Origin of the sequence: Modestobacter versicolor, from assembly GCF_014195485.1 — a bacterium.
Taxonomy (GTDB): domain Bacteria; phylum Actinomycetota; class Actinomycetes; order Mycobacteriales; family Geodermatophilaceae; genus Modestobacter; species Modestobacter versicolor.
On record NZ_JACIBU010000001.1, the window covers coordinates 3,389,392 to 3,413,423 of the forward strand.

Below are 24,032 nucleotides of genomic sequence, written 5' to 3' on the forward strand. Positions count from 1 at the left end.
CGAAACGGTCACCGGGTCGGGCGACCGTGGTCACGCCGGTGGGCTCGGGAACAACGACGGCGTCGGTTTGTTGTCCGTACCGACGCGATCAGCCCGCCCCACTGGGGGTGGACGTCCCGCGCAGACCGAGAGGACCAGCCATGCGCACCGGAATCCACCCCGAGTACCGCACCGTCGTGTTCCAGGACACCTCGACGGGCGAGACCTTCCGGACCCGTTCGACCGTCCAGACCAGCCGCACGATCGAGCTGGACGGCGAGACGCTGCCCGTGGTCCCGGTCGAGATCAGCGCCTCCTCGCACCCGTTCTGGACCGGCAACCAGCGCGTGCTCGACACCGCCGGCCGGGTGGAGAAGTTCAACCAGCGCTACGGCGCCCGGAACCGCACCCGCTGAGCGCCCGCACCACCTGACCGCGCCGGTCGGTCCCCTCGGGGGCCGGCCGGCGTCGTCGTCCCCGGGTCAGGCCGGGCCGAGCAGGTCCCAGCGGTTGCCGGCCAGGTCGCGGAAGACGACGACCCGGCCGTAGGGCTCGGTCCGCGGCTCGGACACGAACTCCACGCCCGCCGCGACCATCCGGTCGTGGGTCGCGGCGAAGTCGTCGACCCGGAGGAAGAAGCCCACCCGGTCGGCCACCTGCTCCCCGACCACGTGCGCCTGGTGCAGGTCGGCGCGGGCCAGCAGCAGCCCGGTCTCCGCCCCGGGCGGCCGCACGACGACCCACCGCTCGGGCCGGCCGTCGTTGGTCGTGGACGGGGAGTCCTCGACCAGCTCGAAGCCGAGGACGTCGACGAAGAACCGGATCGCGGGGTCGTACTCGTCGACCACGAGGGTGACCAGCGGCAGGGGCACCCCGGCAGCCTGCCACCGTCCGGTCGGGCGCCGGCCCGGCGCACCACTAGGGTCCGGCACCGGGAGCGGGGCTCGAGCACCCCGCCGGCGAGGACGGAGCACGGCGATGGCGCACCAGGTGACCGGGGAGTCGGGCGCTCCGACGGGCGCCCCCACCCCGCGGGTGGCGGTGGAGACCAACGGCATCAACGTGATCGCCGAGGCCGAGCGCAAGGGCACCCCCCGGCAGCTGTTCTGGCCCTGGTTCGGCGCCAACGTCAGCGTGCTGGGCCTGGCCTACGGCGCCTTCGTGCTCGGGTTCGGCATCTCCTTCTGGCAGGCCGTGGTCGCCGGCGTGGTCGGGATCGTCGTCAGCTTCCTGCTCTGCGGGTTCGTCGCCATCGCCGGCAAGCGCGGCTCGGCGCCCACCCTGGTGCTCAGCCGGGCCGCCTTCGGCGTCACCGGTGGCCGGGTGCCCGCCGTGCTCTCCTGGGTGCTCACCGTCGGCTGGGAGACGGTGCTCACCTCGCTGGCCACCCTCGCCACGGCCACCGTCTTCACCGAGCTCGGCTGGGGCGGCGGCACGACCACCCAGGTCGTCGCGCTGCTGGTGGTCGCCTCGCTCGTGGTCGTCGGCGGCGTGCTGGGCTTCGACCTGATCATGCGGATGCAGGCGGTGATCACCGTCGTCACCGGCGTGCTGACCGTCGTCTACCTGGTGCTGGTCGCCGACGAGATCGACTGGTCGGTGGTCGCGGACCTGCCCGCGGGCTCCACCCAGGCGTTCATCGGGGCGCTCGTCTTCGTGATGACCGGCTACGGCTTCGGCTGGGTCAACGCGGCCGCCGACTACTCCCGCTACCTGCCGCGCACCTCCTCCACCCGCGGCGTGGTGGGCTGGACGACGTTCGGCTCCGCGCTGGCGCCCGTCGTCCTGCTGCTGGTCGGGCTGCTGCTGGCCGGCTCGTCGGGCGACCTGTCCGCCGCCATCGGCGCCGACCCGATCGGCGCGCTGTCCAGCCTGCTGCCGACCTGGTTCCTGGTGCCCTTCGCGCTGGTCGCGGTGCTCGGCCTGGTCGGCGGCGCGCTGCTGGACATCTACTCCTCGGGCCTGGCGCTGCTGGCCGCCGGCGTGCGCATCCCGCGCCCGGTCGCCGCCTCGATCGACGGCGTGCTGATGGTGCTCGGCGCCGTCTGGGTCGTCTTCCTGGCCGAGGGCGACTTCTTCGTCCAGTTCCAGGGCTTCCTGATCACCCTCGGGGTCCCGGTCGCGGCCTGGTGCGGGATCGTCCTGGCCGACCTGCTGCTCCGCCGCCGCGACTACGCCGAGGCCGACCTCTACGACCCGCGCGGCCGCTACGGCGCGGTGCCGCCGGTGCCGCTGCTGCTCCTCGCCGCCGGCACGCTGCTCGGCTGGGGGCTGGTCACCAACACCTACGCCAGCTGGCTGACCTGGCAGGGGTACCTGCTCGAGCCGCTCGGGCTGGGCGGCAAGGACGGCGACTGGGCGTTCGCGAACCTCGGCGTCCTGGTGGCCCTGGTCGTCGGCTTTGCCGGCACCCTGCTGCTCCGCCGGGGCGCGGTCCGGGCGCAGGAGGCCGGGTGACCGACGGGGTGCTCGTCGTCGTCGACGTGCAGCACGTCTTCGCCGACGCCGGGTCGCCGTGGTGCGTGCCCCGCTTCGCCGAGGTGCACCCGGCTATCCGGCGGCTGACGGCGGCCTTCGCCGGCCGCGTCGTGCACACCCGGTTCGTCGCGCCCACGGAGCCGGCCGGGGCGTGGGTGCCCTACTACGAGCAGTTCCCCTTCGCGCTGCAGCCCGCCGACGCCCCGCTGTACGAGCTGGTCGACGACCCGGGGAGCGACCCGGTGGTCACCGCGACGACGTTCGGCAAGTGGGGGCCGGAGCTGGCCGGGCTGGTCGGCGGCGGGCCGCTGGTGCTGGCCGGGGTCTCCACCGACTGCTGCGTGCTGTCCACCGCGCTCCCGGCCGCCGACGCCGGCGTGCCGGTGCACCTGGTCACCGACGCCTGCGCCGGGGCCACCGACGCCGACCACGAGCGGGCGCTGGCGGCGATGGCGCTCTACGCGCCGCTGATCACCCCCACCACCACCGACGCGGTGCTCGCCGGGCGATGAGGCTGCCCCCGCCACCGGCCGACCGGCTGCCCGACGGCTTCGTCGTCCGGCTCGCCCCGGGCACCCAGCGGCGGGACGGCGGGACGACGCTGCTCGGCGGTTCCCCGTTCCGGCAGCTCCGGCTCGCCCCGGCGGCCCGGCCGCTGCTGCGCGGCGACCGGCTGCAGGTCGACGGGCCCCGCAGCGCCGCGCTCGCCGCCCGGCTGCTGGACGCCGGGATCGCCGACCCCGAGGTGGCCCCGGCGCCCTTCCCCGAGGTCACGGTGGTCGTGCCGGTCAAGGACCGCACCGACGGCCTGGCCCGGTTGCTCGCCGCGCTGCGCGCCGACCCGGGGACGGCGGGCTGCCCGGTGGTCGTGGTCGACGACGGCTCGGCCGACCCCGCCGCGGTGGCCGAGGTCGCCGCCGGCGCGCGGCTGCTCCGGCACGAGCAGGCACAGGGCCCGGCCGCCGCCCGCAACGCCGGGCTCCGGCAGGCCGGCACCGACCTGGTCGCGTTCCTGGACTCCGACTGCGTGCCGGAGCCCGGCTGGCTGGAGCGGCTGGCCGGTCACCTCGCCGACCCCCGGGTGGCGCTGGTCGCCCCCCGGATCACCGCGCTGGCCGGCGGGGGCACGAGCTGGGTCGCCCGCTACGAGGCGGTCAGCAGCGCCCTGGACATGGGGCCCACCGCCGCCCGGGTCGCACCGCTGACCCTGGTCGCCTACGTGCCCAGCGCCGCGCTGCTGGCCCGCCGGGCCGCGCTCGGCGACGGCTTCGACGAGTCGATGCAGGTCGCCGAGGACGTCGACCTGGTCTGGCGGCTGGCGGCGGCCGGCTGGCGGGTGCGCTACGAGCCCACCGCCCGGGTCGCCCACGACCACCGGGTCGCGCCGGCCGACTGGCTGCGCCGCCGGGCCTTCTACGGCACCGGCGCGGCGCTGCTGGCCCAGCGGCACGGGCCGGCGATCGCCCCGGTCGTCGTCTCGCCGTGGTCGGCCGCGGCCTGGGCGCTCGCGCTCACCGGCCGGCCGCTCGGCGCGATCGCGGCCGCCGGGGTGCTGGGCACGGCGTCGGCGAAGCTCGCCGTCCGGCTCGCCGCCCCGGGCGCCCGGCCGCCCTACGCCCTCGCGACCGCCCTGGTGGTGCGCGGGTCGGCCGCCTCCGGGCGGACGCTGGCCCGCACGGTGACCCGGCACCACTGGCCGCTGGCCGTCGCCGCCGCGCTGGCGTCCCGGCGGGCGCGCCGGCTGGTCGCGGCGGTCGCGGTGGCCGACGCCGTCGACGGCTGGTGGCCGCACCGCCGGGAGCTCGACCTGCCCACCGCGGCGGCCGGCCGGCGGCTGGAGGACCTGGCCTACGGCGCCGGCCTGTGGCTCGGCGCGCTGCGCGCCGGCGACGCCCGGGCGCTGCTGCCCGCCGCCCCGCCCCCGATCACCCCGCCCGGGCCGACGTCGGGTCAGCCGCCGACGCGGTAGCGGACGTGGGTGACGCGCGGGGACGAGGTGACCGCCAGCTGGGTGAGCCCGGGGTCGCCGACGCCGTCGAAGAGGCGCTCCCCGCCGCCGAGCAGGACCGGCACGACGTCGAGCACCAGCTCGTCGACCACGCCGGCCGCCAGCGCCTGGCGCACCGTCGAGGCGCCGCCGGCCACGGTCACGTCCGCCCCGCCCGCCGCCGCCCGCGCCCGCGCGAACGCCGCGTCGAAGCCCTCGGTGACGAAGACGAACGTCGTCCCGCCGGCCATCTCGACCGGGTCGCGCGGGTGGTGGGTGAGCACGAACACCGGTGCGCGGTACGGCGGCTCGTCGCCCCACCAGCCGCGCCAGTCCTCGTCCCACCCGCCGCGCACCGGGCCGAACATGTTGCGGCCCATCACGAACGCGCCGCGGGGGCGCAGCAGGTCGGCGCGGGCGGCGGCGTCGGCCTCGGGCAGCGGCTCGTCGGCGAACAGCCACTCGTGCAGCCGCTCGCCGCCCGCCCCGAGCGGCTCGTCGCGCGTCTGGTCCGGGCCGGCGACGTGGCCGTCGAGGGAGATGGACACGTGGCAGGTCGTGCGGCTCATGAAGGCAGGACCCCCAGGGGCGGCGCCGCTCATCGGTCCCGCCCCAGGTGACCACCGGGTGAACTCCGGCACCGGGTGGAATGAGCAGGAGCCGTGCCGCCTTGTCCCTCCCCGTACCGCGGTAACGGCCAGCGTGGGCCCCGCACCACCGCTCCACCAAGGGGACCCATGACCGCCATCCAGGACAGGACCGCCCGCTCGGCCACCGTGTCGCCGACCGGGGTCTCGTTGCCCGACCCGCGGCCGGACCGGCCGCGGACCGCGCGCACCGCGCTCACGCTGGGCGCCTTCGTCGCGCTCGGCCCGCTCACCATCGACATGTACCTGCCGGCGCTGCCGACGATCACCACCGAGCTCGAGACGACGTCCGCCGCCGTCCAGCTGACCCTCACCGGCACGCTGGTCGGGCTGGCGCTCGGGCAGCTGGTGCTGGGGCCGCTGTCGGACACCTTCGGCCGCCGCCGCCCGCTCATCGCCGGCACCGCCCTGCACGTGGTCGCCTCGCTGCTCGTGCTGCTGGCCCCGAACATCGCCGTGCTCGGCGCGCTGCGCGTGCTGCAGGGCGTGGGCACCGCGGCGGGTGCGGTCATCGCCATCGCCGTCGTGCGCGACCTGTTCGACGGCCGCGCGGCCGCGACCATGCTCTCCCGGCTGTTCCTGGTCATCGGCGCCGCACCCGTGCTCGCGCCCACCATCGGCGGGGAGGTGCTCCGCTTCACCTCGTGGCGCGGGGTCTTCGTCGTGCTCGCGGCCTACGGGCTGGCGCTGCTGGCCGTCGGCTGGTTCCTGCTGCGCGAGACGCTGCCGCCCGAGCGCCGCAGCACCAGCGGCGTCGCCGGCACGCTGCGCGGCTACCGCGCGCTCTTCCGCGACCGGGCCTACGTCGGCCTCGTGCTGGTCGCCGGGCTGACCATGGCCGGCCTGTTCGCCTACGTCTCGGGTTCGTCGTTCGTGTACCAGGACGAGTTCGGCCTCGACGAGCAGCAGTTCGGCCTGCTGTTCGGCGCCGGCGCGTTCTGGCTGATCGCCGCCACCCAGCTCAACCCGGTGCTGCTGCGCTGGTTCTCCCCGGCCCAGCTGCTGGTCGCGGGCACCGTGGCCGGCGCGGCCTCCGGGGCGCTGCTGCTGGTGCTCGCCGTCACCGGCACCGGCGCCCTGCTCGCCGTCGCGCTGCCCCTGTGGGCAGTGCTGTTCGCCTGCGGCCTGGCGCTGCCCAACGCCCCGGCGCTCGCGCTGTCCCGGCACGGGAACGCGGCCGGCACCGCGGCCGCCCTGCTGGGCGCCGTGCAGTTCGGCGTCGGTGCCGCGGTCTCGCCGCTGGTCGGCCTGCTGGGCAACGACGCGGTCGCCATGGGCACCGTGATCGTGGGGTCGCTGACCCTGGCGATCGTCGTCCTGGTCACCGTCGTCCGGCCGTGGGAGCTGGCCGAGCCCGACCCCGAGGCCGCGCCGGTCGCCGTCCACTGACGCCCGTCAGGCCTGCCGGGCAGCCACCAGCGGTGCACCGGCGGGCGCGGGGGCCGGGCGTGGCCGGCGCCGGCCGCTGCTGAGCAGCACGCCGGCCACCACCACGGCGCCGCAGGCCAGCTCGACGAGGTAGACCCGCTCGCCGAAGGCCAGCCAGGACGCGCCGACCCCGACGACCGGCACCAGCATCGAGAACGGCGCGACCGTGCTCGACGGGTGCCGGCTCATCAGCGTCGTCCAGATGCCCGACCCGACCACGGTGGCCACGACCACGGTGAACGCCAGCCCGCCGAGGGCCAGTGCCCCGCGCGAGGTGCCCAGCGTGGTCAGCGAGGTGCCGATCCGGTCCGGGCCCTCGGTGAGCAGCGAGACCACCAGCATCGGCAGCGGCGGCACCACGGTCATCCACAGGGTGAGGCGCAGCGGCTGCGGTGCCCGGGCCTGCCGGCTGGCCAGGTTGCCCAGCGCCCAGCCCAGCCCGCCGCAGAGGGTGAGCACGACGGGCAGCAGGTAGGCGCCCTCGGCGAGACCGGCCCGGTGCACGGCGATGCCGCCCAGCCCGGCCACCGCGAGCGCGACGCCGAGGGCCTGCCGGCCGCTGAGCCGTTCGCGCAGCAGCGCCGCCGCCAGCACCACGGTGAACGGGGCGGAGGACTGCAGGACCAGCGAGGCGAGGCCGGCGGGCATCCCGGAGTCCATGGCCAGGTACAGGAAGAGGAACTGCAACACGCCGAAGCCGGCGCCGTAGCCCAGGACCCAGCGCCAGGGCACCCCGGGGCGCGGCACGAACAGCAGCGTCGGCACGGCCAGCAGCAGGAACCGCAGGGCCACCAGGAAGAACGGCGGGAACTGCTCCAGCGACAGGTGGATCGCCGGGAAGTTGAGGCCCCAGATGAGGGCGACGAGCCCGGCGAGCAGCCGGTCGCGGGGTGGCATGCCCTCACTCTGCGGTCGGTGACCGTCCAGCACCATCGATCTCTTGCACCATGACCTTGTAGCGTCGCTTCATGGACGTCCGCGCGCTGGAGACCCTGCGGGCCGTGCGACGCCAGGGCGGGGTGACGGCGGCCGCCGCGGTGCTGCACCTCACGCCGTCGGCGGTCTCCCAGCAGCTGGCCGCGCTGTCCCGGGAGATGGGCGTGCCGCTGACCGAGCGGGCCGGCCGCGGGCTCCGGCTGACCCCGGCCGGCGAGGCGCTGGCCGAGGCGGCCGTCGACGTCGCGGTGGCCGTCGAGCGCGCCCGGGCCGCCTGCGCGGCCTTCGCCGACCGGCCGGTCGGCACGGTCCGGGTCTCGGCCTTCCAGAGCGGGGCGCGGCTGCTGCTGCCCCGCCTGCTCGACCGGGTCGCCGGCCTGGACGGCGTCACCGTCGAGTGCTCCGACGAGGACGTCGCGCAGGCGGACTTCCCGGCGCTGACCGACCGCGTCGACGTCGTCATCGCCCACCGGCCCGACGACGACGCCGGCTGGCGGGACACCGGTCTGCGGGTGTTCCCGCTGCTCCGCGAGCCGCTGGACGTCGCCGTCCCCCCCGGGCACCGGCTGGCCGACCGGGCGGAGGTGCGCCCGGCCGACCTGGTCGACGAGGACTGGATCGCGGTCAAGGTCGGCTTCCCGGTCGCGCAGCTGCTGGACGCCGTCGCGGCCGGCTCCGGCACCGTGCCGCGGGTCGTGCACCGGATCAACGACTTCGGCGTCGTCGAGGCCCTGGTCGCCGCCGGGCACGGCATCTCCCTGCTCCCGCGGTACACCGCGGGGCGGCAGCCGGGGGTGCGGCTGGTGCCGCTGGCCGGGGTGCGGGCCGGCCGCCGGATCGACGCCCTGGTGCGCCCGGACCACGCCGAGCGGCTGGTGGTGCGCCGGGTGCTCGACGAGCTGGTCGACCTGGCCGCCGGCCTCTGACCTCCTGGCTGCCGGCTCAGCCGACGAGCACGGCCGCGGTGGTGCCCACCTGCACCAGCCGGGTCACCCCGGTGCTGGCGCTGGTCACCTCCTCCTCGAGCCAGAAGACGTAGTACGCGCCGGAGGTCAGCCCGGTGACCGTCACGCTCACCGGCACGCAGCCCTCGGGCTGGGCCGCCGCCTGCACGACGGGCGCCGGCTGCGCGCCCCCGACCAGCTGCTGGCTCACCGCCTGGACCCGGTAGCCGAGCACCTCGGGCCGGGCGTCGGCCATCCAGTCCAGCGTCGCCTGACCCCGGCCCGGGACGACGCCGGGCACCATCCGCCGCGGGGTGGTGCCCCCACCGCCGCAGGCGTCGGGGCGCTGGCGGTAGGTCGGCGGGGTGCCCACCGCGGCGTTCGGCATGATCGTGATCCGCCCGGGGCGCGGCGGCTGCGGCACGGCGAGCCCGCCCTGCTGGGCGACCGAGGCGCGGGAGGCCGCGACGTCGTCCAGGGTGTCCACCCCCTGGGCCTCGGCCAGCACGGGCGTCGGCTCGGCCGACGGGGTGGGCGTGGCCGGCTCCTGCGGCGCCGGCTCCTGGAGCGCCGGCGCGTCGGCCAGCGTCTCGGTGGCGGCGGTCGCGTCGACCACCACCGGGGTCAGCTGCGGCACCAGGACGACGGCGCCCGCGGTCGCCGCCAGCAGCGGCACCAGCCAGCGGGTGTGGTCGCGCCGGCGGCGGGCCGGGGCACGCCGAGGGACGGCGGGGCGGCTGCCCGTCGCGCGTCGTCCCTGCTGGGTCACGGCGGCCCCCTCCCCGGTCTCGGTGTCGGTCGCTCAGACACCATCGGCACCACCGGACCCGCACTGCAGCCGAACCCGCCCCCCGGGGGGAATGGTCCCGGGACGCAACGTCTTGGCTGTCGCTGTGAGTGCAGCCCCCGCGACGACGACCCCCGCCCCACCGGTCCCGGCCACCCGGACGGCGGTGCTGGCGATCGGCGCCCTGGCGCTGGGCGGGTTCGCGATCGGCACGACGGAGTTCGTGACGATGGGGCTGCTCCCCGACATCGCCGAGGGCATCGACGCGAGCATCCCCTCGGCCGGCCACCTCATCTCCGCCTACGCCCTGGGCGTCGTCGTCGGGGCGCCGGTGATCGCCGCGCTGAGCGCCCGGCTGCCGCGCCGGCCGCTGGCGATGGCCCTGATGACGGCGTTCGTCGTCGGCAACGCGCTGAGCGCGCTGGCCCCCGGCTACGGCACGCTGGTGCTGGCTCGCTTCGTGGCCGGGCTGCCGCACGGCGCCTACTTCGGGGTCGCCTCGCTGATCGCCGCCTCGCTCGTCCCCGACCGGCTGCGCGGGCGGGCGGTCAGCTCGGTGATGCTCGGGCTGGCGGTGGCCAACGTCGCCGGGGTGCCGGCCGCGACCTGGCTCGGGCAGCACCTGGGCTGGCGGTCGGCGTACTGGGCCGTCGTCGCGATCGGCGCGGTGACGGTGCTCGCCGTGCTCACCGTCGTCCCCGCCACGCCGGGCCGGTCGGAGGCGACGATCCGCTCCGAGCTCGGCGCGCTCAAGCGGCCGCAGGTGGTGCTCACCCTGCTGGTGGCCACCGTCGGCTTCGGCGGGATGTTCGCCATGTACAGCTACATCGCGCCGATCGTCACCGAGGAGGCCGGGCAGCCGGCGGGCTTCGTCCCGGTGGTCCTGCTCGCCTTCGGCGTCGGCGGCGTGCTCGGGACGGCGTTGGGCGGCCGGCTCGCCGACCGGGCGCTGTTCCGGTCGCTGGTGGGCGCGACGCTGGCGGTCGGGCTGCTGCTCGCCGTCATGCTGGTCGCGGCCGGCGACGTCGTCCCGCTCACCGCCACGGTCTTCCTGATCGCGGCGGCCGCCTCGACGATGGTCGTGCTGCTGCAGCTGCGGCTGATGGAGGTCGCCGGTGACGCGCAGATGCTCGGCGCCGCGCTCAACCACTCCGCGCTGAACGCCGCCAACGCCCTCGGCGCCTGGCTCGGCGGGCTGGTGATCGCCGCCGGCCTGGGCTACCGGGCGCCCAGCGCGGTGGGGGTCGGGCTCGCCGTCCTCGGGCTCGGTTTCCTGCTCGCCTCGGCTCTGCTGCGCCGGCGGGAGCTCGCCGCCGGCTGACCTGCGGTCGCCCGGCGGCAGTTCGAGCCCGCTGCCAGGAAACTCGGTGTGGCCAAACAGATGTGTCCGTTGACACACTCACGCCGAGGCCGGGGTGACCCCGGCCACACCTGCCCTGCAACGGAGCGGAGGACTCGGTGACCCAGATCAACGTGCGGGTCGACGGGGCGTCGTACAGCGACGACGTCGAACCACGGACCCTGCTGGTCCACTACCTGAGGGAGCAGCTCGGCAAGGTCGGCACGGTCGTCGGTTGCGACACCAGCAACTGCGGCGCGTGCACGGTCCACCTGGACGGCCAGGCGGTGAAGTCGTGCTCGGTCTTCGCGGTCCAGGCCGACGGCAGCCAGGTCACCACGATCGAGGGGATCGCCGGGGACGGCGTCGGCGGCGCGCTGCACCCGGTGCAGCGGGCCTTCCACGAGATGCACGGGCTGCAGTGCGGCTTCTGCACCCCGGGGATGATCATGGCCTCGATCGACTTGCTCAAGGAGAACCCGGACCCGACGGAGACCGAGGTCCGCGAGGGCATCGAGGGCAACCTCTGCCGCTGCACCGGCTACCAGAACATCGTCAAGGCGGTGCGGCACGCGGCCGCCGAGATGCGGGGCCAGGCACCCGGTGACCCGGAGGCCTCGCCGGCCGTCGTGGACACCGCCGCCGCGGAGCACGTGGTGGCGCAGTCATGACGGCCGTGGAGGACCCGGCCGCGCCGGAGACCCCGGTCGAGCCGGCCGCGGCCAAGGAGGTCGGTCAGGCCCGCCGTCGCAAGGAGGACGCCCGGCTGATCACCGGCGAGACGCAGTGGACCGACAACATCGTGCTGCCCGGCATGCTGCACATGGCGATGCTGCGCAGCCCGGTCGCGCACGGGCGGATCACCCACCTCGACGTCAGCGCCGCCAAGGAGCGCCCCGGCGTCGTCGCCGTCTACACGGGTGCGGACCTCGCCGAGGAGCAGGGCTCGCTGCCCTGCGCCTGGCCGGTCACCCCGGACATGGTCAACCCCGGGCACCCCTCGATCGCCGTCGAGCAGGTCAACCACGTCGGTGAGGCCGTGGCGATCGTCGTCGCCCGCAGCCGCACCGCCGCCGCCGACGCCCTCGAGGCCATCGACGTCGACTACGAGCCGCTGCCCGTCGTGCTGGACATGGAGCAGGCCGTCCAGGACGGCTCGCCCCTGGTCCACGACTCCACGAGCTCGAACACCAGCTACCACTTCGTCTTCGACGCCGGGGACGCCGGCACCGGGGCGGACACCGAGCAGGCCTTCACCGACGCCGAGGTCGTCGTCAGCCGCCGGTTCGTCCAGCAGCGGCTGATCCCGGCGTTCATGGAGCCCCGGTCGGTCGTCGTCCAGCCCTCACGGGACAACTACACGATGTGGTCGGCGACCCAGATCCCGCACATCCTGCGGGTGATGGCCGCGATGGTCACCGGCATCCCGGAGCACAAGCTCCGGGTCATCGCCCCCGACGTGGGCGGTGGGTTCGGCGGGAAGCTGCAGGTCAACCCGGAGGAGATCCTGGCCCTGCTGGTCGCCCGCCGGCTCGGCAAGCCGATCAAGTGGACCGAGACCCGCGGTGAGTCGCTGATGACCGCCCACCACGGCCGCGACCAGGTGCAGTTCATCGACGTCGCCGCCGACCGCGACGGCACGGTGCGCGGCCTGCGGGTGCGGCTGCTCGCGGACATGGGGGCCTACCTGCGGCTGATCACCCCCGGCGTCCCGGCGCTGGGCGCGTTCATGTTCCCGGGCATCTACAAGTTCCCGGCCTACCGGTTCGAGTGCGACGGCGTCTTCACCAACAAGGTGCCCACCGACGCCTACCGCGGGGCGGGCCGGCCGGAGGCGACGTTCGCGGTCGAGCGGATCATGGACGAGCTCGCCGTCGAGCTCGGCATGGACCCGCTGGAGCTGCGCCGGAAGAACTGGATCAACGCCGACGAGTTCCCGTTCACCACGGTGGCCGGTCTGCAGTACGACAGCGGCGACTACGCCCAGGCCACCGACCAGGCGCTGGAGCTGCTGGGCTACGACGAGCTGCGGGCCGAGCAGCAGCGGCGCCGGGAGACGAACGACCCCGTCCAGCTGGGCATCGGCTTCTCCACCTTCACCGAGATGTGCGGGCTGGCCCCCTCCCGGGTGCTCGGCTCGCTCGCCTTCGGTGCCGGTGGCTGGGAGCAGGCCTCCATCCGGATGCTGCCCACCGGCAAGGTCGAGGTGGTCACCGGCTCGACGCCGCACGGCCAGGGGCACGAGACGGCGTGGAGCCAGATCGTCGCCGACCAGCTGGGGGTCCCGTTCGAGGACGTCGAGGTGCTGCACGGCGACACCGCGATCTCCTCGCGCGGGCTGGACACCTACGGCTCCCGGTCGCTGGTCGTCGGCGGCACCGCGGTGGTCAAGGCCGCGGAGAAGGTCGTGCTGAAGGCGCGGAAGATCGCGGCCCACCTGCTGGAGGCCAGCGAGGACGACCTGGAGTTCGCCGGCGGGAAGTTCGCCGTCCGCGGGACGCCGGGCGCCTCGATCGGCATCCAGGAGGTCGCCCTGGCCATCTTCGCCGCGCACGACTACCCCGAGGGCATCGAGCCCTCGATCGACGCCGAGGCGACCTTCGACCCGGAGAACTTCTCCTTCCCGCACGGCACGCACATCTGCGCGATGGAGATCGACACCGAGACCGGGTTCGCCAAGATCCGCAAGTACGCCTGCGTGGACGACGTCGGGACGATCGTGAACCCGCTGATCGTCGAGGGGCAGGTGCACGGCGGCCTGGCCCAGGGCATCGCGCAGGCGATGTACGAGGAGGCGATCTACGACGCCGAGGGCAACCTGACCACCGGCAGCTTCGTCGACTACCTGGTGCCCGCCGCCTCGGACCTGCCGCACTTCGACACCGGCAACACCGTGCACGAGGCGACCAGCAACCCGCTGGGCGCCAAGGGCGTGGGGGAGGCCGGCTGCATCGCCAGCACCCCGGCGGTGGTCAACGCCGCGATCGACGCCGTCCGGCACCTGGGCGTCACCGAGCTGCGCATGCCGCTCACCCCGGAACGGGTGTGGCGGGCCATCCACCACGGCGGTGACGGCGGCGACCGGGCCGCGGCCGTGTCCAACGCCCAGGGCGTCACCTCCAGCGGCGCCGCCGACGCATCCACCGGAGGAGCCCAGTGATCCCCGCAGCGTTCGCCTACGCCCGGCCCAGCACGATCGACGAGGCGCTGCAGGCCATCGCCGACGGCGGGGACGACGTGAAGATCCTGGCCGGCGGTCAGTCGCTGATCCCGGTCATGCGGCTGCGGCTCGCCGCACCGGAGACGGTCGTCGACCTGACCCGGGTGGAGGGCCTGCGCGGCGTGCGGGAGGAGGGCGACCAGCTGGTCGTGGGGGCGATGACCACCCACGCCGACGTCCTGCACGACCCGCTGCTCGCGCAGTACGGGCAGCTGCTGGTCCAGGCGACGGAGACGGTGGCCGACCGGCAGGTGCGCCGCCGGGGGACCTTCGGCGGCGCGCTGGCGCACGCCGACCCGGCCGGCGACCTGCCGGCCGTGGCCCTGGCCCTGGACGCCGAGTTCGTGATCGCCGGGCCGTCGGGACGGCGGTCGGTGCCGGCGGCGGAGTTCTTCGTCGACTACCTGACCACCGCGCTGGAGGAGGGGGAGATCCTCGTCGAGATCCGCCTCCCGAAGCTGGCGGCGGCCGACGGCTGGGGTGTCCGCTACGAGAAGTTCAACCGGGTCGCGCAGGCCTGGTCGATCGTCGCGGTGGCCGCTGCGGTGCGGCGGGAGGACGGCCGGATCGCGGAGGCGCGGATCGGGCTGACCAACATGGGGCCGACCCCGCTGCGGGCCGGCGCCACCGAGGCCGCGCTCGTCGGTGTCGACGTCAGCCTGGAGACGGTCACCGCGGCCGCCGCCCAGGCGGCCGAGGGCACCAGCCCGAGCAACGACCTCAACGCCCAGGCCGACTACCGGCAGCACCTGGCCCAGGTGCTCACCCGGCGGGCGCTGGCGGCGGCGGCGGGTCTGTAGCGAGCCGGCACGCCGGACCGGTCCGTCACGGCCGGTCCGGCGCGCCGTGCCCCTCCCGCCTGCGCCACCGGCGCGGGCGTGATCGGATGTGCGTCGAGGGCAGTCGCGGCGCGGTAGCGTCGCCGCGACTGGCCAGATCACCGCACGTCCCGGCCCGGCTGAGCCGTCGGCGCCGCACCCCCTGGCGCGGCGCCCGGGTCGCACACACTCGGAGGTCCTGCAGTGCAGCTGGAGAACTCGTTCACCGTCCCGGTGCCCATCGATGAGGCCTGGCGGGTGCTCATGGACATCGAGCGGATCGCCCCCTGCATGCCGGGGGCGGCGCTGGACTCGGTGACCGGTGACGACTTCACCGGCCGGGTGAAGGTGAAGCTGGGCCCGATCAACCTGACCTACCAGGGCAAGGCGTCGTTCATCGAGCGCGACGAGGCCGCCCACAAGGCCGTCATCGACGCCCGCGGCAAGGACCAGCGCGGCAACGGCACCGCCGCCGCGATCGTGACCGCCACGCTGGCCAGCGAGGGCCAGGTCACCCGCGTCGACGTGCTCACCGACCTCAACATCACCGGCCGTCCGGCCCAGTTCGGCCGCGGGGTGATGACCGACGTCGGCAACAAGCTGCTCGGCCAGTTCGCCGACAAGCTCTCCGCCCAGCTGGCCAGCGGCGACGCCGGCGTGGCCCCCGGGCTGGTCGACTCCGCCGCCGCCGAGCAGTCGCAGGAGCCCACCGTGGCCGCGGCGGCCACCGGTGCGGCGGCCAAGGCCGCCGCGACGGCGGCCGGCGTCGTCGAGGAGGCCGCTGCCTCCCTGGACAGCGCACCCGAGCCGGTGAAGAAGGCGGCGGCGGCCGCGAAGAAGACCGCTGCGGCAGCAGCCGACAGCGCCGCCACCGTCGAGGCATCCGCGGCCACCGCGCCGGCCAAGGCCGCACCGGCCAAGGCCGCCAAGAAGGCCGCGCCGGCCAAGGCCGCCCCGGCTGCGGCGACCGTGCCGGACCCGACGGTGCCGCCCGCCAAGTCGGCCCCGGCCGCGGCGGACACCGCCCCCGCCACCGACACCGTCTCGATCGAGGCGCAGCCGGCCCGCGGGGCCACCGACACCGTGTCGATCGAGGCCCAGCCGGCGCCCTCCGCGGCCGACACCGCGCCCGCGGCCGAGAGCGCCGCCCCGGCGCCGACGCCGATCAGCGCGGCGAAGAAGGCCCCGAGCAAGCCGCCGACCGGCACCACCGCCCCGCCGAACCGCCCCGCGGGCGGGGGCCCGGCGAAGAGCACGCCGTCCTCGGCGCCGCGGCAGCTGAACCCGGTCGAGCCCGAGCCGATCGACCTGCTCGAGGTCGCCGGTGGTGCGGCGTTCACCCGCTACGCGGCCCCCGCGGCCGGGGCGGGCGTGCTCCTGCTGCTCATCGCACTGGTCGTCCGGCGCTTCCGGCGGTGACCTGCCGGACGTAGTGCTCTGCGTACCCGGGGTACGCAGAGCACTACGTCGCCCGGACCCCCTCCGGGAGCCGGCCCAACCACGACACGGTGGCGTCGGCGACGGCGGCCGGGTCCTTCTTCAGCGCGTGGTCGCCCGGGACGGCGGCGACCGCCCCGGCGTGCCCGGTCAGCGCCGCCCGCACCTCGGCCGGTCCGCCGAAGGCGTCGGTCTGCCCCTGCACGACCAGCAGCGGGGCCTCGACCAGGTGCAGCTCGGCGGCGCGGCTCTTCTCCGGCCGGCCCGGCGGGTGCAGCGGGAAGGCGAGCGCCAGCACGCCGGCCGCGCCCTGGGCGGTCGCCGTCCGGCAGGCCACCCGGGCGCCGGCGCTCCGGCCACCCAGCACCAGCGGGCCGGTGATCCAGTCGGAGCGCACGGCGTCGAGCACCGCCGTCCAGCCCTCGTCCAGTCGCGCGGGCGCCGGCGCGATCCGCCGGCCGGCCACCCGCCACGGCTGCTCGACCAGCAGCACCGCCCAGCCCGCTGCCGGCCCGGCCGCGGCGAGGGCGGACAGGTCGGCGGAGTCGACCCCGCCCCCGGCGCCGTGGCCGAGCACCAGCGTGCCGGCGACCGCCCCGTCGGGGGCGTGCCGGTGCACCCGGGCGGGGCCCAGCGGGGTGGCGACCTCCCGGGGGACCCCCGGGCTCACGCCTGCGGGGCCGGCGCCCGCTGCAGCGGCGGGAGGGCGAAGCCGTCGGCGACGGCGGCGGAGAGCTCCAGGTAGGCCCGGCGGGTGGTCGGCGCGATCCGCTCCAGGTCGATCAGCCCGCCGGTGACCAGGTGCGGGTCGTAGGGGATCTCGATGACCGCGCGGCAGCGGGCCGCGAAGTGGTCGCGCAGCACCTGCATGTCGACGTCGCCGGTGTTCGGCCGGACGCTGGAGATGACCGCGACCGAGCGGGCCACCAGCTCCTCGTGGCCGTGCGCGATGAGCCAGTCCAGCGTCTTGCTGGCCCGGCTCGCGCCGTCGACCGAGGGGGCACCGACGACGACGAGCGAGTCGGCGATGGCCAGGGTGCCCGACATCGCCGAGTGCAGCAGCCCGGTGCCCGAGTCGGTCAGGATGATGTTGAAGTAGCGGGCCAGGATGTCCGCGACGGTCGTGTACTCCTCCTCGCTGAAGGCCTCGGAGAGCGCCGGGTCCTGGTCGCTGGCGAGCACCTGCAGCCGACCGGCCAGCGAGGTGTACGCCGAGACGTCGGTGAACGAGCGGATCGAGCCGACGTTCGCGAGCAGGTCGCGGACGGTCACGTCGGTGACGTTGGTCAGCCGCTCGGCCAGCGTGCCGGCGTCGGGGTTGGCGTCGACGGCCACCACCCGGTCGCCTCGGTGGTGCGCGAGGGTGAGGCCCAGGCAGGACGTCGTGGTGGTCTTGCCGATGCCGCCCTTGAGCGAGACGACGGCGATGCGGTTGCTGCCGCGCACCGGGGTGGTCACCCGGGCCACCAGGGCGCGGTGCTCGACCTCGGCCTGGGACAGCCCCGGGTTGTAGGCGCCGCCGGTGGCCTTGTGCACGAACTTGCGCCAGCCGGTGCGCGGGACGTCGTCCTGCTGGCGGAGCAGCGTCTGGCTGGTGAGCGAGACCGGGCCGGCCGGGCGGCCGTTCTGCGGGCCGTAGGGGGACGGCGGCGGTGCCTGCTGCGGCCCCGCAGGGCCCTGCGGCTGACCCCAGGGCTGCTGCCCGCCGGCCGGGCCCGGCTCGGCCGGTCGCCAGCTGGGAGCGGGCTGGGCCGGAGCGGGCTGGGAGGGAGCGGGCTGGGAGGGGGCGGGCTGGGACGACGTCGGCGGGTCGGCCTGGCGGTGCGCCGGCTGGCGGTCGGCAGGCTGCTCCGGCGCCGGCGGGGCGCCCCAGGAGGGCTGCGCCGCGGAGGGCTGGGCGGCGGAGGGCTGCGGGGCCGGCGGGGACGCGGGCGGCGCCCACGGCTGGCCGCCGGTCGCCCAGCTCGGCTGCTGCCAGCTCTGCGCCGGCGGGGTCGCCGAGGTCGCGGTGGAGCCGGTGGGCGCGCCGTTCCCGGTGGGCTCCTGCGGCACCTCCCAGGACGGGCGCTGCCCGCCGTCGTCGTCGGCCTTCGGCGCACCGGCCGACCAGCTCTCGACGCTGGCGTCCCAGCGCTCGCCGTCGGTGCGGCGCACGGGCTCGGCCGACCACGGCGCGGCGGCGGAACCGTCGCCCTCGGGTCGCTGCTCGTCCTCGCGGTCGGACTGGCGGTCGGACACGGGATGGCCCCCATCTGGCTCGCGCGGCATCGGATCGCCGCCGGTCGGGCGATCACGCTAGTGCAGGGCGTGCGGCGCGGCCCGTCGGTTCACCCGTGCGGGGGCCCCGCGACCGGGGCAGCGACCACCGCGACGCGCGCCGGGGTCAGACCTCGTCGCGCTCGTCGACCGGCAGGTCGGCGCCGGCGTCCGCGGGCCGCCGGAACCCGCCGGTCAGCTTCTTGTAGAGGAACCAGCCGACGCCCAGCACGACCGCGGCCACGACGGCGTAGTCGAGGTAGTGCAGGTTCTGCTGGACGAAGTCGCCCGCCGCGACGCCCAGCCCGATCAGCACGCTGTTCCAGATCAGGCTGCCGGCCGTGGTGAAGAGCAGGAACTGCGGCAGCGGCATCTTCACCACGCCGGCGGGCACGGAGACGAAGCTGCGCACGATCGGCACCATCCGGCCGAAGAAGACCGCCGACCGGCCGTGCCGCTCGAACCAGGCGAACGTCCGGTCGACGTCCTCGGTGGCGACCAGCGGCAGCCGGTCGAGGAAGGCGTGCGAGCGGCGCGGGCCCAGCGCCCGGCCGACCCAGTAGAGGACCAGCGCCCCGACCACCGAGCCCAGGGTGGCGAACAGCACGACCGGGACCACGTCGAGCCGGCCGTCGTTGATCAGCACCCCGGCGGCGCCGAGGACCGCCTCGCTGGGGATCGGCGGGATGACGGTCTCGATCAGGATCGTCAGGCCGACGCCGACGGCGCCGAGCTTGTCGACCAGGTCGAGCAGGAAGCCGGTGATCCCGCCTTCGTCGGACGCAGCGGCGGCGAGGACGGACATGGCCCCACGGTATCGGCGCCGCCTGTGTGCCGCCCTGCTCCACGCCCGGGACGACCGTAGGGTCGCGGGCATGGTGCACCGCTTCACCGCCCGCGCCGCCGTGGTCGGGGACCGCGCCGGCACCGTCGTCCCCGATGCCGTGCTCGACGTCGAGGACGGCGTGATCAGCTGGGTCGGCCCGGCGGCGGACGCCCCGTCGCTCGCCGCGGACGCCGAGGTGACGCGGCTGCCGGGCGTGCTCACCCCCGGCATGGTCAACACCCACTCGCACGCGCCGATGGTGCTGTTCCGCGGCCAGGGCGAGGGGCTGCCGCTGGACCGCTGGCTGCGCGAGGTCATGTGGCCGCGGGAGGCCCGGCTCACCCCCGAGGACGTCGAGGTGGCGATGACCGCGGCGTCGGCGGAGATGCTGCGGCACGGGGTGACCACCAGCGTGGAGATGTACTTCCACCCCGACCGGATGGCCGCCGCCGTGCACCGGACCGGCGCACGCGGGCTGATCACCCACCCGCTGATCGAGCTGCCGGGCATGGGCACCTTCGACGAGCAGCTCGCCCGGGCGGTCGACTCGGCCGGCGCCGGCGACGACCAGGTCGAGTACGGCATCGGCCCGCACTCGGCGTACACGGTGCCGCTGCCGGTGCTCACCGCCGCGGCGCAGGCGGCCCGCGAGCACGACCTGCTGCTGACCGTGCACGTCGCGGAGACCGCCACCGAGGGCGACGAGCTGCTGGCCCAGCACGGCCTCAGCGTCCCGGCGCTGCTGGCGTCGCACGACGTGCTCGGCGGGCGGGTGCTGGGCGCCCACTGCGTGCACATGGACGACGGCGACCTCGAGCTGTGGCGGGAGTACGACGTCGCGGTGGCGCACTGCCCGGGCAGCAACACCAAGCTGGCCAGCGGCACCGCCCGGCTCCGCGACATGCTCGACCTGGGCATCCGGGTCGGCATGGGCACCGACGGCCCGGCGTCCAACGACAACCTCGACCTGTTCGAGGACCTCCGGCTGGCCGCCCAGCTGGCCCGGCTGCGCGAGCGGGACGCCACCGCGCTCACCGCGCCGGAGGCGTTCTGGCTGGCCACCGGGGGTGCGGCTGCGGCGATCGGGCGCGACGACCTCGGTCAGCTGACCGCCGGGCGCCGGGCGGACCTGGTGCACGTCGACACCGAGGACATCGCGTTCGTGCCGGTCGGCGACGTCACCGACCTGCTCACCCACCTGGTCTGGTCGGTGGGCTCGCGGCACGTGCGCGACACCTGGGTCGGTGGCCGGCAGGTGGTCGCCGCCGGGGCCTCCACCACGGTCGACGAGGCCGAGCTGCGGGCCGACGTGCAGACCCGGGCGATGCGGCTCGCTGGCCGTCGAATCAGCCTATAGCTCTGACCCACAAGGGCCCAGGGTGATGGACTCGTCGGCTTTCGGGGCGAGGACCGGATCCACCTGGCCAAGAGGCGACTGCTCCGAAGGCCAGATGGCCGCGCCGAGCCTGAGCTGATCAAATACCGTATCGACGGCATTAGGAGTGTCGGGTGCAAAAGCGGACCCGAGCTCAAGCATCCGCCTGGCCGCCCAGTGAACAGCCTGCTGGTAGCTCTGAGTAAAAGTCTGGTCGGACAGTCTCGAGCTCCTGCCGCCGTGAGCCACCGAGCTTCGGACCCCGTAAAGGTCCAAGTACTGCGCCCTGCGATCCAAGCGCTTGACGGGATCTCGCTCCAGTAGTGCAAATCTGTCCGCCATCGCGCCGCCGGGGACGGCGCTCCTTCCCGAAAGTAGGGCATCCATTGCGACACCCAGCGCAAGCGAGGAGTCGTCTGCCTCCGACGTAAAGAAGGCCTCACCAAACCATCGAGCCGATGTCCGTATGCGTGGTCCAATGACCCACGGTTTCATGGCCGTCTCAACGGCATTGAGGGTGTCACTAGACAGGAGTGCAGCGTCGAGAGGTAGTGGGTCTGCCGAGTACCAGTGTGTGGTTTGACTACTCGGATGCAGATCTGTGACCGTGAGCGGTTGTGCTACTAACTCCATGCGGCTCGAACCAGGAAGAAACTCGGTGACGGCTGACCGATCGAGCACGAGTCCACGAACACCCGGGCGGTTGACTTCAACGCTGCTAGCTCGGTAAGAGGATAGTTCGCGCGTCATGAGAAGGCATAGGTCCACCAGCTCCCCTGCCGCGCGCTGTGCCGCTCGGAACGCGCCGTCGTCCTGCCTGTGACTCCATGTGGCCACCGCAACTGGCGAAAGCCCGTCAACAGCGGGTCTGGCGAGCACGCGGTCTCGCAGCCAGGCTTCAGCGGCTTCACTTCCAACCGTGCACCGTTCGCCCGCCCGCCTGTTGACGAGCTCGAAGAAGTCCCGATCAGCTTTCCCAACCACGGCATCACCGATGGCAAGTGGTTCACTGTCCCATCTGACGTTGGCGAGGAGCACGATAGTGACCGCTTGTCGAGCGGACATCACCCTAGACAGTGCGCGTTCGATGAATTCGGAGACGTTCGCCGCTTCGGATGCCGCAACGGTCATGGTTGCGATCAGAGCCCACAGATTCTCCTCACTCCAGCGCGTCTTGATCTTCTGCTCGTGAAGTAGAGCTTCCATGGCGTCTTCGAGTGCATCAATGCCGTCGGGCGTAAAGGTCACCGAGCCTCTCGGACTCGGGAGGGAGGCCATGCCTGATCGACGGTACGACAGAACCGACCAGCCGTACACCCACGGTTCCTGCGCAGGGGAGGGGTGAACCGTGGATGCTGCGGTCACCAGTGAGCGGATTGCTTCGTTGAGACGTCGAGGCACCTCTCAAGCTTGCCCGTTACAGGCGACAGTTGCGATGGCAGTGAGTTCGGTCTGCCGATGAGACGTGCGGACCGTCACGAGGCGCCTGGACTGCTCCTGGGGTGAAAGTTGTCTCCCGTTGGTTAGTGACAGGAGCGATGTGCCGACCCGGGCGATGCGGCTCGCCGGCCGCTAGCCGCTCAGCCGGCCGCCTCGGCCTGCAGGTCGTCGGCGGTCCAGGTGTAGAGCTGGCCGTCCAGCACGACGGTGACCCACCCGTCGCACAGCTGGGCGGTGTCACCCAGGTCGGGCCACGAGCCACCGCCGTCGAACGGCATGCCCACGCTGGGCAGCGCGGTGCAGTCGGCCGGCGGGGTGGTGCCGGGCACCAGCTCCATCGTGGCGCGGACGCTGCCGCTGTCGTCGCCCGCGGCGTCCCCGGGGCGGACGACGGTGACGGCGGAGCCCACGTCGCGGGTCCAGTCCGGCACCAGCCCGGCGGGGGCGGCGTCGGCGGTGCGGTAGTCGCGGGTCTCGGTGTGCCCCTGCAGCTCGGCCAGCATCGCGCCGGGGCCGTCGACCCCCGACGGCATGGTGACCGCCACCCCCGCCGCGGCGGCCGCGGCGACCCCGGCCACCGCCGTCACGGTCCCGGCCACGACCTTCCTCGTGCTGACCACGCTGGTCCTCCCTCGTCCGGCCACCGGGCGGTGGCGGTACGAGCATCGGTCAGCGGGCCCTGCCCGGGCGTCGCCCGGCGGGACGATCTGCGCAGCTCAGCGGGTCATCCCCGGGGATGATCACGCGCGCAGCGAGACGGTCTGGCCCCGGCCGACGGTGCGGATCTCGCCGGGCGCGCGCCGCTTGGCCACCTCGGCCAGGAAGTCGCCGAGCGGGCTGCGGAAGACGGTGTAGTCGTCGTAGTGCACCGGCACGGTCACCGGCGGCCTGAGCAGCTCGACCAGGTCCGCGCCCTGCCGGCCGTCCATCGTCACCAGGATGCCGGGCGGGATGCGGGTGCCGCCGAGGTGCGGGATGAGCACGTCCAGCGGGCCGCAGCGCTCGAGCACCTCGCCGAGGGCCGGCCGGAACAGGGTGTCGCCGCTGATGAACCCGCGCCAGACCACCTCGCTGCCGGCCACGCCGCCGCGCACCAGCTCCAGCACGCTGCCCATCACCTGGGGCAGCAGCCGGGCCAGCGGGCCGGGCCCGTGGACGCCGGGCACGCTGGTCACCCGCAGCGTCGACGTGCCGCTGGTGAGCTCGTGGGTCTGCCAGGGCCGCAGGTCGGCGGTGCCGGTGAACCCCCGCTTGGCCAGGCACCGGGCGGCCTCCGGCGTCGTCACCACCGGGACGTCCTTGGGCATCGACCGGGTGGCGATCCGGTCCCAGTGGTCGCCGTGCATGTGCGACAGCAGGACGGCGTCCAGGGCCGGCAGCTGGGTCGGCTGCAGGGCCGGTTCGGTGAGCCGCTTGCTGCGCAACCCGTAGCCCAGGTGGGCGCGCTGGCCGCGGTGCAGGAAGTTCGGGTCGGTCAGCAGGGTGAACGGCCCCAGGCGGAGCAACGTCGTCGCGTTGCCGCCGAAGGTGAGCGTGACGTCGTCTGCGGTGTCGGGGCTGTCGCCGGCCATGCCTGCGGCTACCCCTCAGCTGCCGGTCTGCAACCCCGGCAGCCGGGTCTGCTCGGCGGGCCGCGGCAGGGTGCCGGTGGCCAGCACCTGCTCGTGCACCTGCTCCAGCGCGGTGCGCAGCGCGGGGAGCAGCGCCGGGTCCAGGCCGTCGAAGAACATCCGCCGGACCAGGGCGGCGTGGCCGGGCGTCGCGTCTCGCAGCGCGGTGAGCCCGGCGTCGGTCAGGACGGCGTCGGTCGCCCGCCGGTCGGACGCCGACGGGCTGCGCTCGACCAGCCCGCGGGCGTCCATCCGCTGCAGGTGGTGGCTGAGCCGGCTGCGCTCCCAGGCGAGCCGGGTGGCCAGCGTGGTGAGCTGCAGCCGGTGGCCGGGGGAGTCGGCCAGCGCGTTGAGGACGTCGTAGTCCGGGAGGGACAGGTCGCTGTCGGTCTGCAGCTGCCGGTTCATCTCGTAGCCGAGCCGCAGCATCACGCGCATGTAGGCGAACCAGGTCTCCTGCTGCTCACCGGTCAGCACCGGTTCGCCCGCTGAATCACGTGACATGTCATGTAACTTCCTGTCCGA

Annotated in this window: 23 protein-coding genes; 12 read left to right on the forward strand and 11 right to left on the reverse strand. The window is 74.8% G+C overall.

Going from position 1 to position 24,032, the window contains the following annotated elements:
* The first annotated feature begins 140 nt into the window (after nt 1-140).
* Nucleotides 141-395, forward strand: coding sequence for a type B 50S ribosomal protein L31 (locus FHX36_RS16545; protein ID WP_110553552.1), 255 nt, complete (start codon nt 141-143; stop codon nt 393-395).
* A 66-nt stretch (nt 396-461) separates the two neighbouring features.
* Here FHX36_RS16545 and FHX36_RS16550 read toward each other — a convergent pair whose 3' ends face one another.
* A complete protein-coding gene (locus FHX36_RS16550) occupies nt 462-851 on the reverse strand; it encodes a VOC family protein (protein ID WP_220036044.1) in 390 nt (129 codons plus the stop codon).
* Between the two features lie 106 nt (nt 852-957).
* Between FHX36_RS16550 and FHX36_RS16555 the strand changes: the two genes are divergently transcribed.
* From FHX36_RS16555 to mftF, 3 genes are read left to right on the forward strand one after another with little or no spacing between them, the layout of a single operon-like run.
* A complete protein-coding gene (locus FHX36_RS16555) occupies nt 958-2,436 on the forward strand; it encodes a purine-cytosine permease family protein (RefSeq protein ID WP_221202942.1) in 1,479 nt (492 codons plus the stop codon).
* Nucleotides 2,433-2,969 carry a cysteine hydrolase family protein gene (locus tag FHX36_RS16560; RefSeq protein ID WP_110553548.1) on the forward strand — a complete coding sequence of 179 codons (537 nt, stop codon included), beginning with the start codon at nt 2,433-2,435 and terminating at the stop codon, nt 2,967-2,969. Before FHX36_RS16555 ends, FHX36_RS16560 begins: the two co-directional genes overlap by 4 nt.
* On the forward strand, nt 2,966-4,426 hold the full coding sequence (gene mftF / locus FHX36_RS16565; RefSeq protein ID WP_183513911.1) for a mycofactocin biosynthesis glycosyltransferase MftF: 1,461 nt from the start codon (nt 2,966-2,968) through the stop codon (nt 4,424-4,426). The genes FHX36_RS16560 and mftF overlap by 4 nt, the downstream gene beginning before the upstream one ends.
* On the opposite strand, the gene FHX36_RS16570 is transcribed toward mftF, so the two are convergent.
* On the reverse strand, nt 4,408-5,013 hold the full coding sequence (locus FHX36_RS16570; protein ID WP_110553978.1) for a dihydrofolate reductase family protein: 606 nt from the start codon (nt 5,011-5,013) through the stop codon (nt 4,408-4,410). The genes mftF and FHX36_RS16570 overlap by 19 nt on opposite strands.
* 168 nt (nt 5,014-5,181) lie before the next feature.
* Here FHX36_RS16570 and FHX36_RS16575 point away from each other — a divergent pair, with 168 nt between their 5' ends.
* Nucleotides 5,182-6,480 (forward strand): multidrug effflux MFS transporter, encoded by a 1,299-nt coding sequence (locus tag FHX36_RS16575; RefSeq protein ID WP_110553979.1) that lies wholly within the window; start codon nt 5,182-5,184, stop codon nt 6,478-6,480.
* A gap of 6 nt (nt 6,481-6,486) precedes the next feature.
* Here the strand turns inward: FHX36_RS16575 and FHX36_RS16580 are convergent, their stop codons facing one another.
* A complete protein-coding gene (locus FHX36_RS16580) occupies nt 6,487-7,416 on the reverse strand; it encodes an EamA family transporter (RefSeq protein ID WP_110553982.1) in 930 nt (309 codons plus the stop codon).
* Nucleotides 7,417-7,487: 71 nt separating this feature from the next.
* Between FHX36_RS16580 and FHX36_RS16585 the strand changes: the two genes are divergently transcribed.
* Entirely contained in the window at nt 7,488-8,381 is an 894-nt protein-coding gene (locus FHX36_RS16585) for a LysR family transcriptional regulator (RefSeq protein ID WP_110553980.1), read from the forward strand.
* 16 nt (nt 8,382-8,397) lie between these two features.
* Here the strand turns inward: FHX36_RS16585 and FHX36_RS16590 are convergent, their stop codons facing one another.
* A complete protein-coding gene (locus FHX36_RS16590; RefSeq protein ID WP_183513912.1) occupies nt 8,398-9,168 on the reverse strand; it encodes a hypothetical protein in 771 nt (256 codons plus the stop codon).
* A gap of 124 nt (nt 9,169-9,292) precedes the next feature.
* On the opposite strand from FHX36_RS16590, the gene FHX36_RS16595 reads away from it, so the two are divergent.
* The 5 genes from FHX36_RS16595 (at nt 9,293) to FHX36_RS16615 (ending at nt 15,982) form a co-directional block, all read left to right on the forward strand.
* Nucleotides 9,293-10,507, forward strand: coding sequence for an MFS transporter (locus FHX36_RS16595; protein ID WP_258372956.1), 1,215 nt, complete (start codon nt 9,293-9,295; stop codon nt 10,505-10,507).
* Between the two features lie 137 nt (nt 10,508-10,644).
* A complete protein-coding gene (locus FHX36_RS16600; protein ID WP_110553532.1) occupies nt 10,645-11,196 on the forward strand; it encodes a (2Fe-2S)-binding protein in 552 nt (183 codons plus the stop codon).
* Nucleotides 11,193-13,685, forward strand: a complete 2,493-nt coding sequence (locus FHX36_RS16605) for a xanthine dehydrogenase family protein molybdopterin-binding subunit (protein WP_110553530.1) — start codon at nt 11,193-11,195, stop codon at nt 13,683-13,685. The genes FHX36_RS16600 and FHX36_RS16605 overlap by 4 nt, the downstream gene beginning before the upstream one ends.
* On the forward strand, nt 13,682-14,545 hold the full coding sequence (locus tag FHX36_RS24010) for an FAD binding domain-containing protein (RefSeq protein WP_110553529.1): 864 nt from the start codon (nt 13,682-13,684) through the stop codon (nt 14,543-14,545). The genes FHX36_RS16605 and FHX36_RS24010 overlap by 4 nt, the downstream gene beginning before the upstream one ends.
* A gap of 222 nt (nt 14,546-14,767) precedes the next feature.
* A complete protein-coding gene (locus tag FHX36_RS16615) occupies nt 14,768-15,982 on the forward strand; it encodes an SRPBCC domain-containing protein (protein WP_183513913.1) in 1,215 nt (404 codons plus the stop codon).
* Nucleotides 15,983-16,025: 43 nt separating this feature from the next.
* On the opposite strand, the gene FHX36_RS16620 is transcribed toward FHX36_RS16615, so the two are convergent.
* The 3 genes from FHX36_RS16620 to FHX36_RS16630 all read right to left on the reverse strand — a co-directional run bounded on the left by FHX36_RS16620 (nt 16,026) and on the right by FHX36_RS16630 (nt 19,061).
* Entirely contained in the window at nt 16,026-16,670 is a 645-nt protein-coding gene (locus tag FHX36_RS16620) for an alpha/beta hydrolase family protein (RefSeq protein WP_110554361.1), read from the reverse strand.
* Nucleotides 16,667-18,238, reverse strand: coding sequence for a nucleotide-binding protein (locus FHX36_RS16625; RefSeq protein WP_221202945.1), 1,572 nt, complete (start codon nt 18,236-18,238; stop codon nt 16,667-16,669). Before FHX36_RS16625 ends, FHX36_RS16620 begins: the two co-directional genes overlap by 4 nt.
* 145 nt (nt 18,239-18,383) lie before the next feature.
* The gene (locus FHX36_RS16630; protein WP_110551897.1) at nt 18,384-19,061 is read right to left on the reverse strand and encodes a DedA family protein; all 678 of its coding nucleotides are present in this window, start codon (nt 19,059-19,061) and stop codon (nt 18,384-18,386) included.
* A 70-nt stretch (nt 19,062-19,131) separates the two neighbouring features.
* Between FHX36_RS16630 and FHX36_RS16635 the strand changes: the two genes are divergently transcribed.
* Nucleotides 19,132-20,439, forward strand: a complete 1,308-nt coding sequence (locus tag FHX36_RS16635) for an amidohydrolase family protein (protein WP_110551898.1) — start codon at nt 19,132-19,134, stop codon at nt 20,437-20,439.
* On the opposite strand, the gene FHX36_RS16640 is transcribed toward FHX36_RS16635, so the two are convergent.
* The 4 genes from FHX36_RS16640 to FHX36_RS16655 all read right to left on the reverse strand — a co-directional run bounded on the left by FHX36_RS16640 (nt 20,434) and on the right by FHX36_RS16655 (nt 24,011).
* Nucleotides 20,434-21,735, reverse strand: coding sequence for a hypothetical protein (locus tag FHX36_RS16640; protein WP_146251570.1), 1,302 nt, complete (start codon nt 21,733-21,735; stop codon nt 20,434-20,436). The genes FHX36_RS16635 and FHX36_RS16640 overlap by 6 nt on opposite strands.
* Nucleotides 21,736-22,037: 302 nt before the next feature.
* Entirely contained in the window at nt 22,038-22,517 is a 480-nt protein-coding gene (locus tag FHX36_RS16645) for a hypothetical protein (protein ID WP_110551900.1), read from the reverse strand.
* A 120-nt stretch (nt 22,518-22,637) separates the two neighbouring features.
* Nucleotides 22,638-23,468 (reverse strand): MBL fold metallo-hydrolase, encoded by an 831-nt coding sequence (locus FHX36_RS16650; RefSeq protein ID WP_110551901.1) that lies wholly within the window; start codon nt 23,466-23,468, stop codon nt 22,638-22,640.
* Nucleotides 23,469-23,483: 15 nt separating this feature from the next.
* Nucleotides 23,484-24,011: a MarR family winged helix-turn-helix transcriptional regulator gene (locus FHX36_RS16655; RefSeq protein ID WP_110551902.1), complete on the reverse strand. Its 528-nt coding sequence runs from the start codon at nt 24,009-24,011 to the stop codon at nt 23,484-23,486.
* Nucleotides 24,012-24,032: the final 21 nt, after the last annotated feature.

Excerpts from the sequence above, each read along its gene's own strand:
- FHX36_RS16545 (WP_110553552.1), top strand. The coding sequence starts at position 141 with ATGCGCACCGGAATCCACCCCGAGTACCGCACCGTCGTGTTCCAGGAC.
- FHX36_RS16555 (WP_221202942.1), top strand. The coding sequence starts at position 958 with ATGGCGCACCAGGTGACCGGGGAGTCGGGCGCTCCGACGGGCGCCCCC.
- mftF (WP_183513911.1), top strand. The coding sequence starts at position 2,966 with ATGAGGCTGCCCCCGCCACCGGCCGACCGGCTGCCCGACGGCTTCGTC.
- FHX36_RS16570 (WP_110553978.1), bottom strand. The coding sequence starts at position 5,013 with ATGAGCCGCACGACCTGCCACGTGTCCATCTCCCTCGACGGCCACGTC.
- FHX36_RS16575 (WP_110553979.1), top strand. The coding sequence starts at position 5,182 with ATGACCGCCATCCAGGACAGGACCGCCCGCTCGGCCACCGTGTCGCCG.
- FHX36_RS16580 (WP_110553982.1), bottom strand. The coding sequence starts at position 7,416 with ATGCCACCCCGCGACCGGCTGCTCGCCGGGCTCGTCGCCCTCATCTGG.
- FHX36_RS16585 (WP_110553980.1), top strand. The coding sequence starts at position 7,488 with ATGGACGTCCGCGCGCTGGAGACCCTGCGGGCCGTGCGACGCCAGGGC.
- FHX36_RS16605 (WP_110553530.1), top strand. The coding sequence starts at position 11,193 with ATGACGGCCGTGGAGGACCCGGCCGCGCCGGAGACCCCGGTCGAGCCG.
- FHX36_RS16630 (WP_110551897.1), bottom strand. The coding sequence starts at position 19,061 with ATGTCCGTCCTCGCCGCCGCTGCGTCCGACGAAGGCGGGATCACCGGC.
- FHX36_RS16635 (WP_110551898.1), top strand. The coding sequence starts at position 19,132 with ATGGTGCACCGCTTCACCGCCCGCGCCGCCGTGGTCGGGGACCGCGCC.
- FHX36_RS16640 (WP_146251570.1), bottom strand. The coding sequence starts at position 21,735 with ATGGCCTCCCTCCCGAGTCCGAGAGGCTCGGTGACCTTTACGCCCGAC.
- FHX36_RS16650 (WP_110551901.1), bottom strand. The coding sequence starts at position 23,468 with ATGGCCGGCGACAGCCCCGACACCGCAGACGACGTCACGCTCACCTTC.
- FHX36_RS16655 (WP_110551902.1), bottom strand. The coding sequence starts at position 24,011 with ATGTCACGTGATTCAGCGGGCGAACCGGTGCTGACCGGTGAGCAGCAG.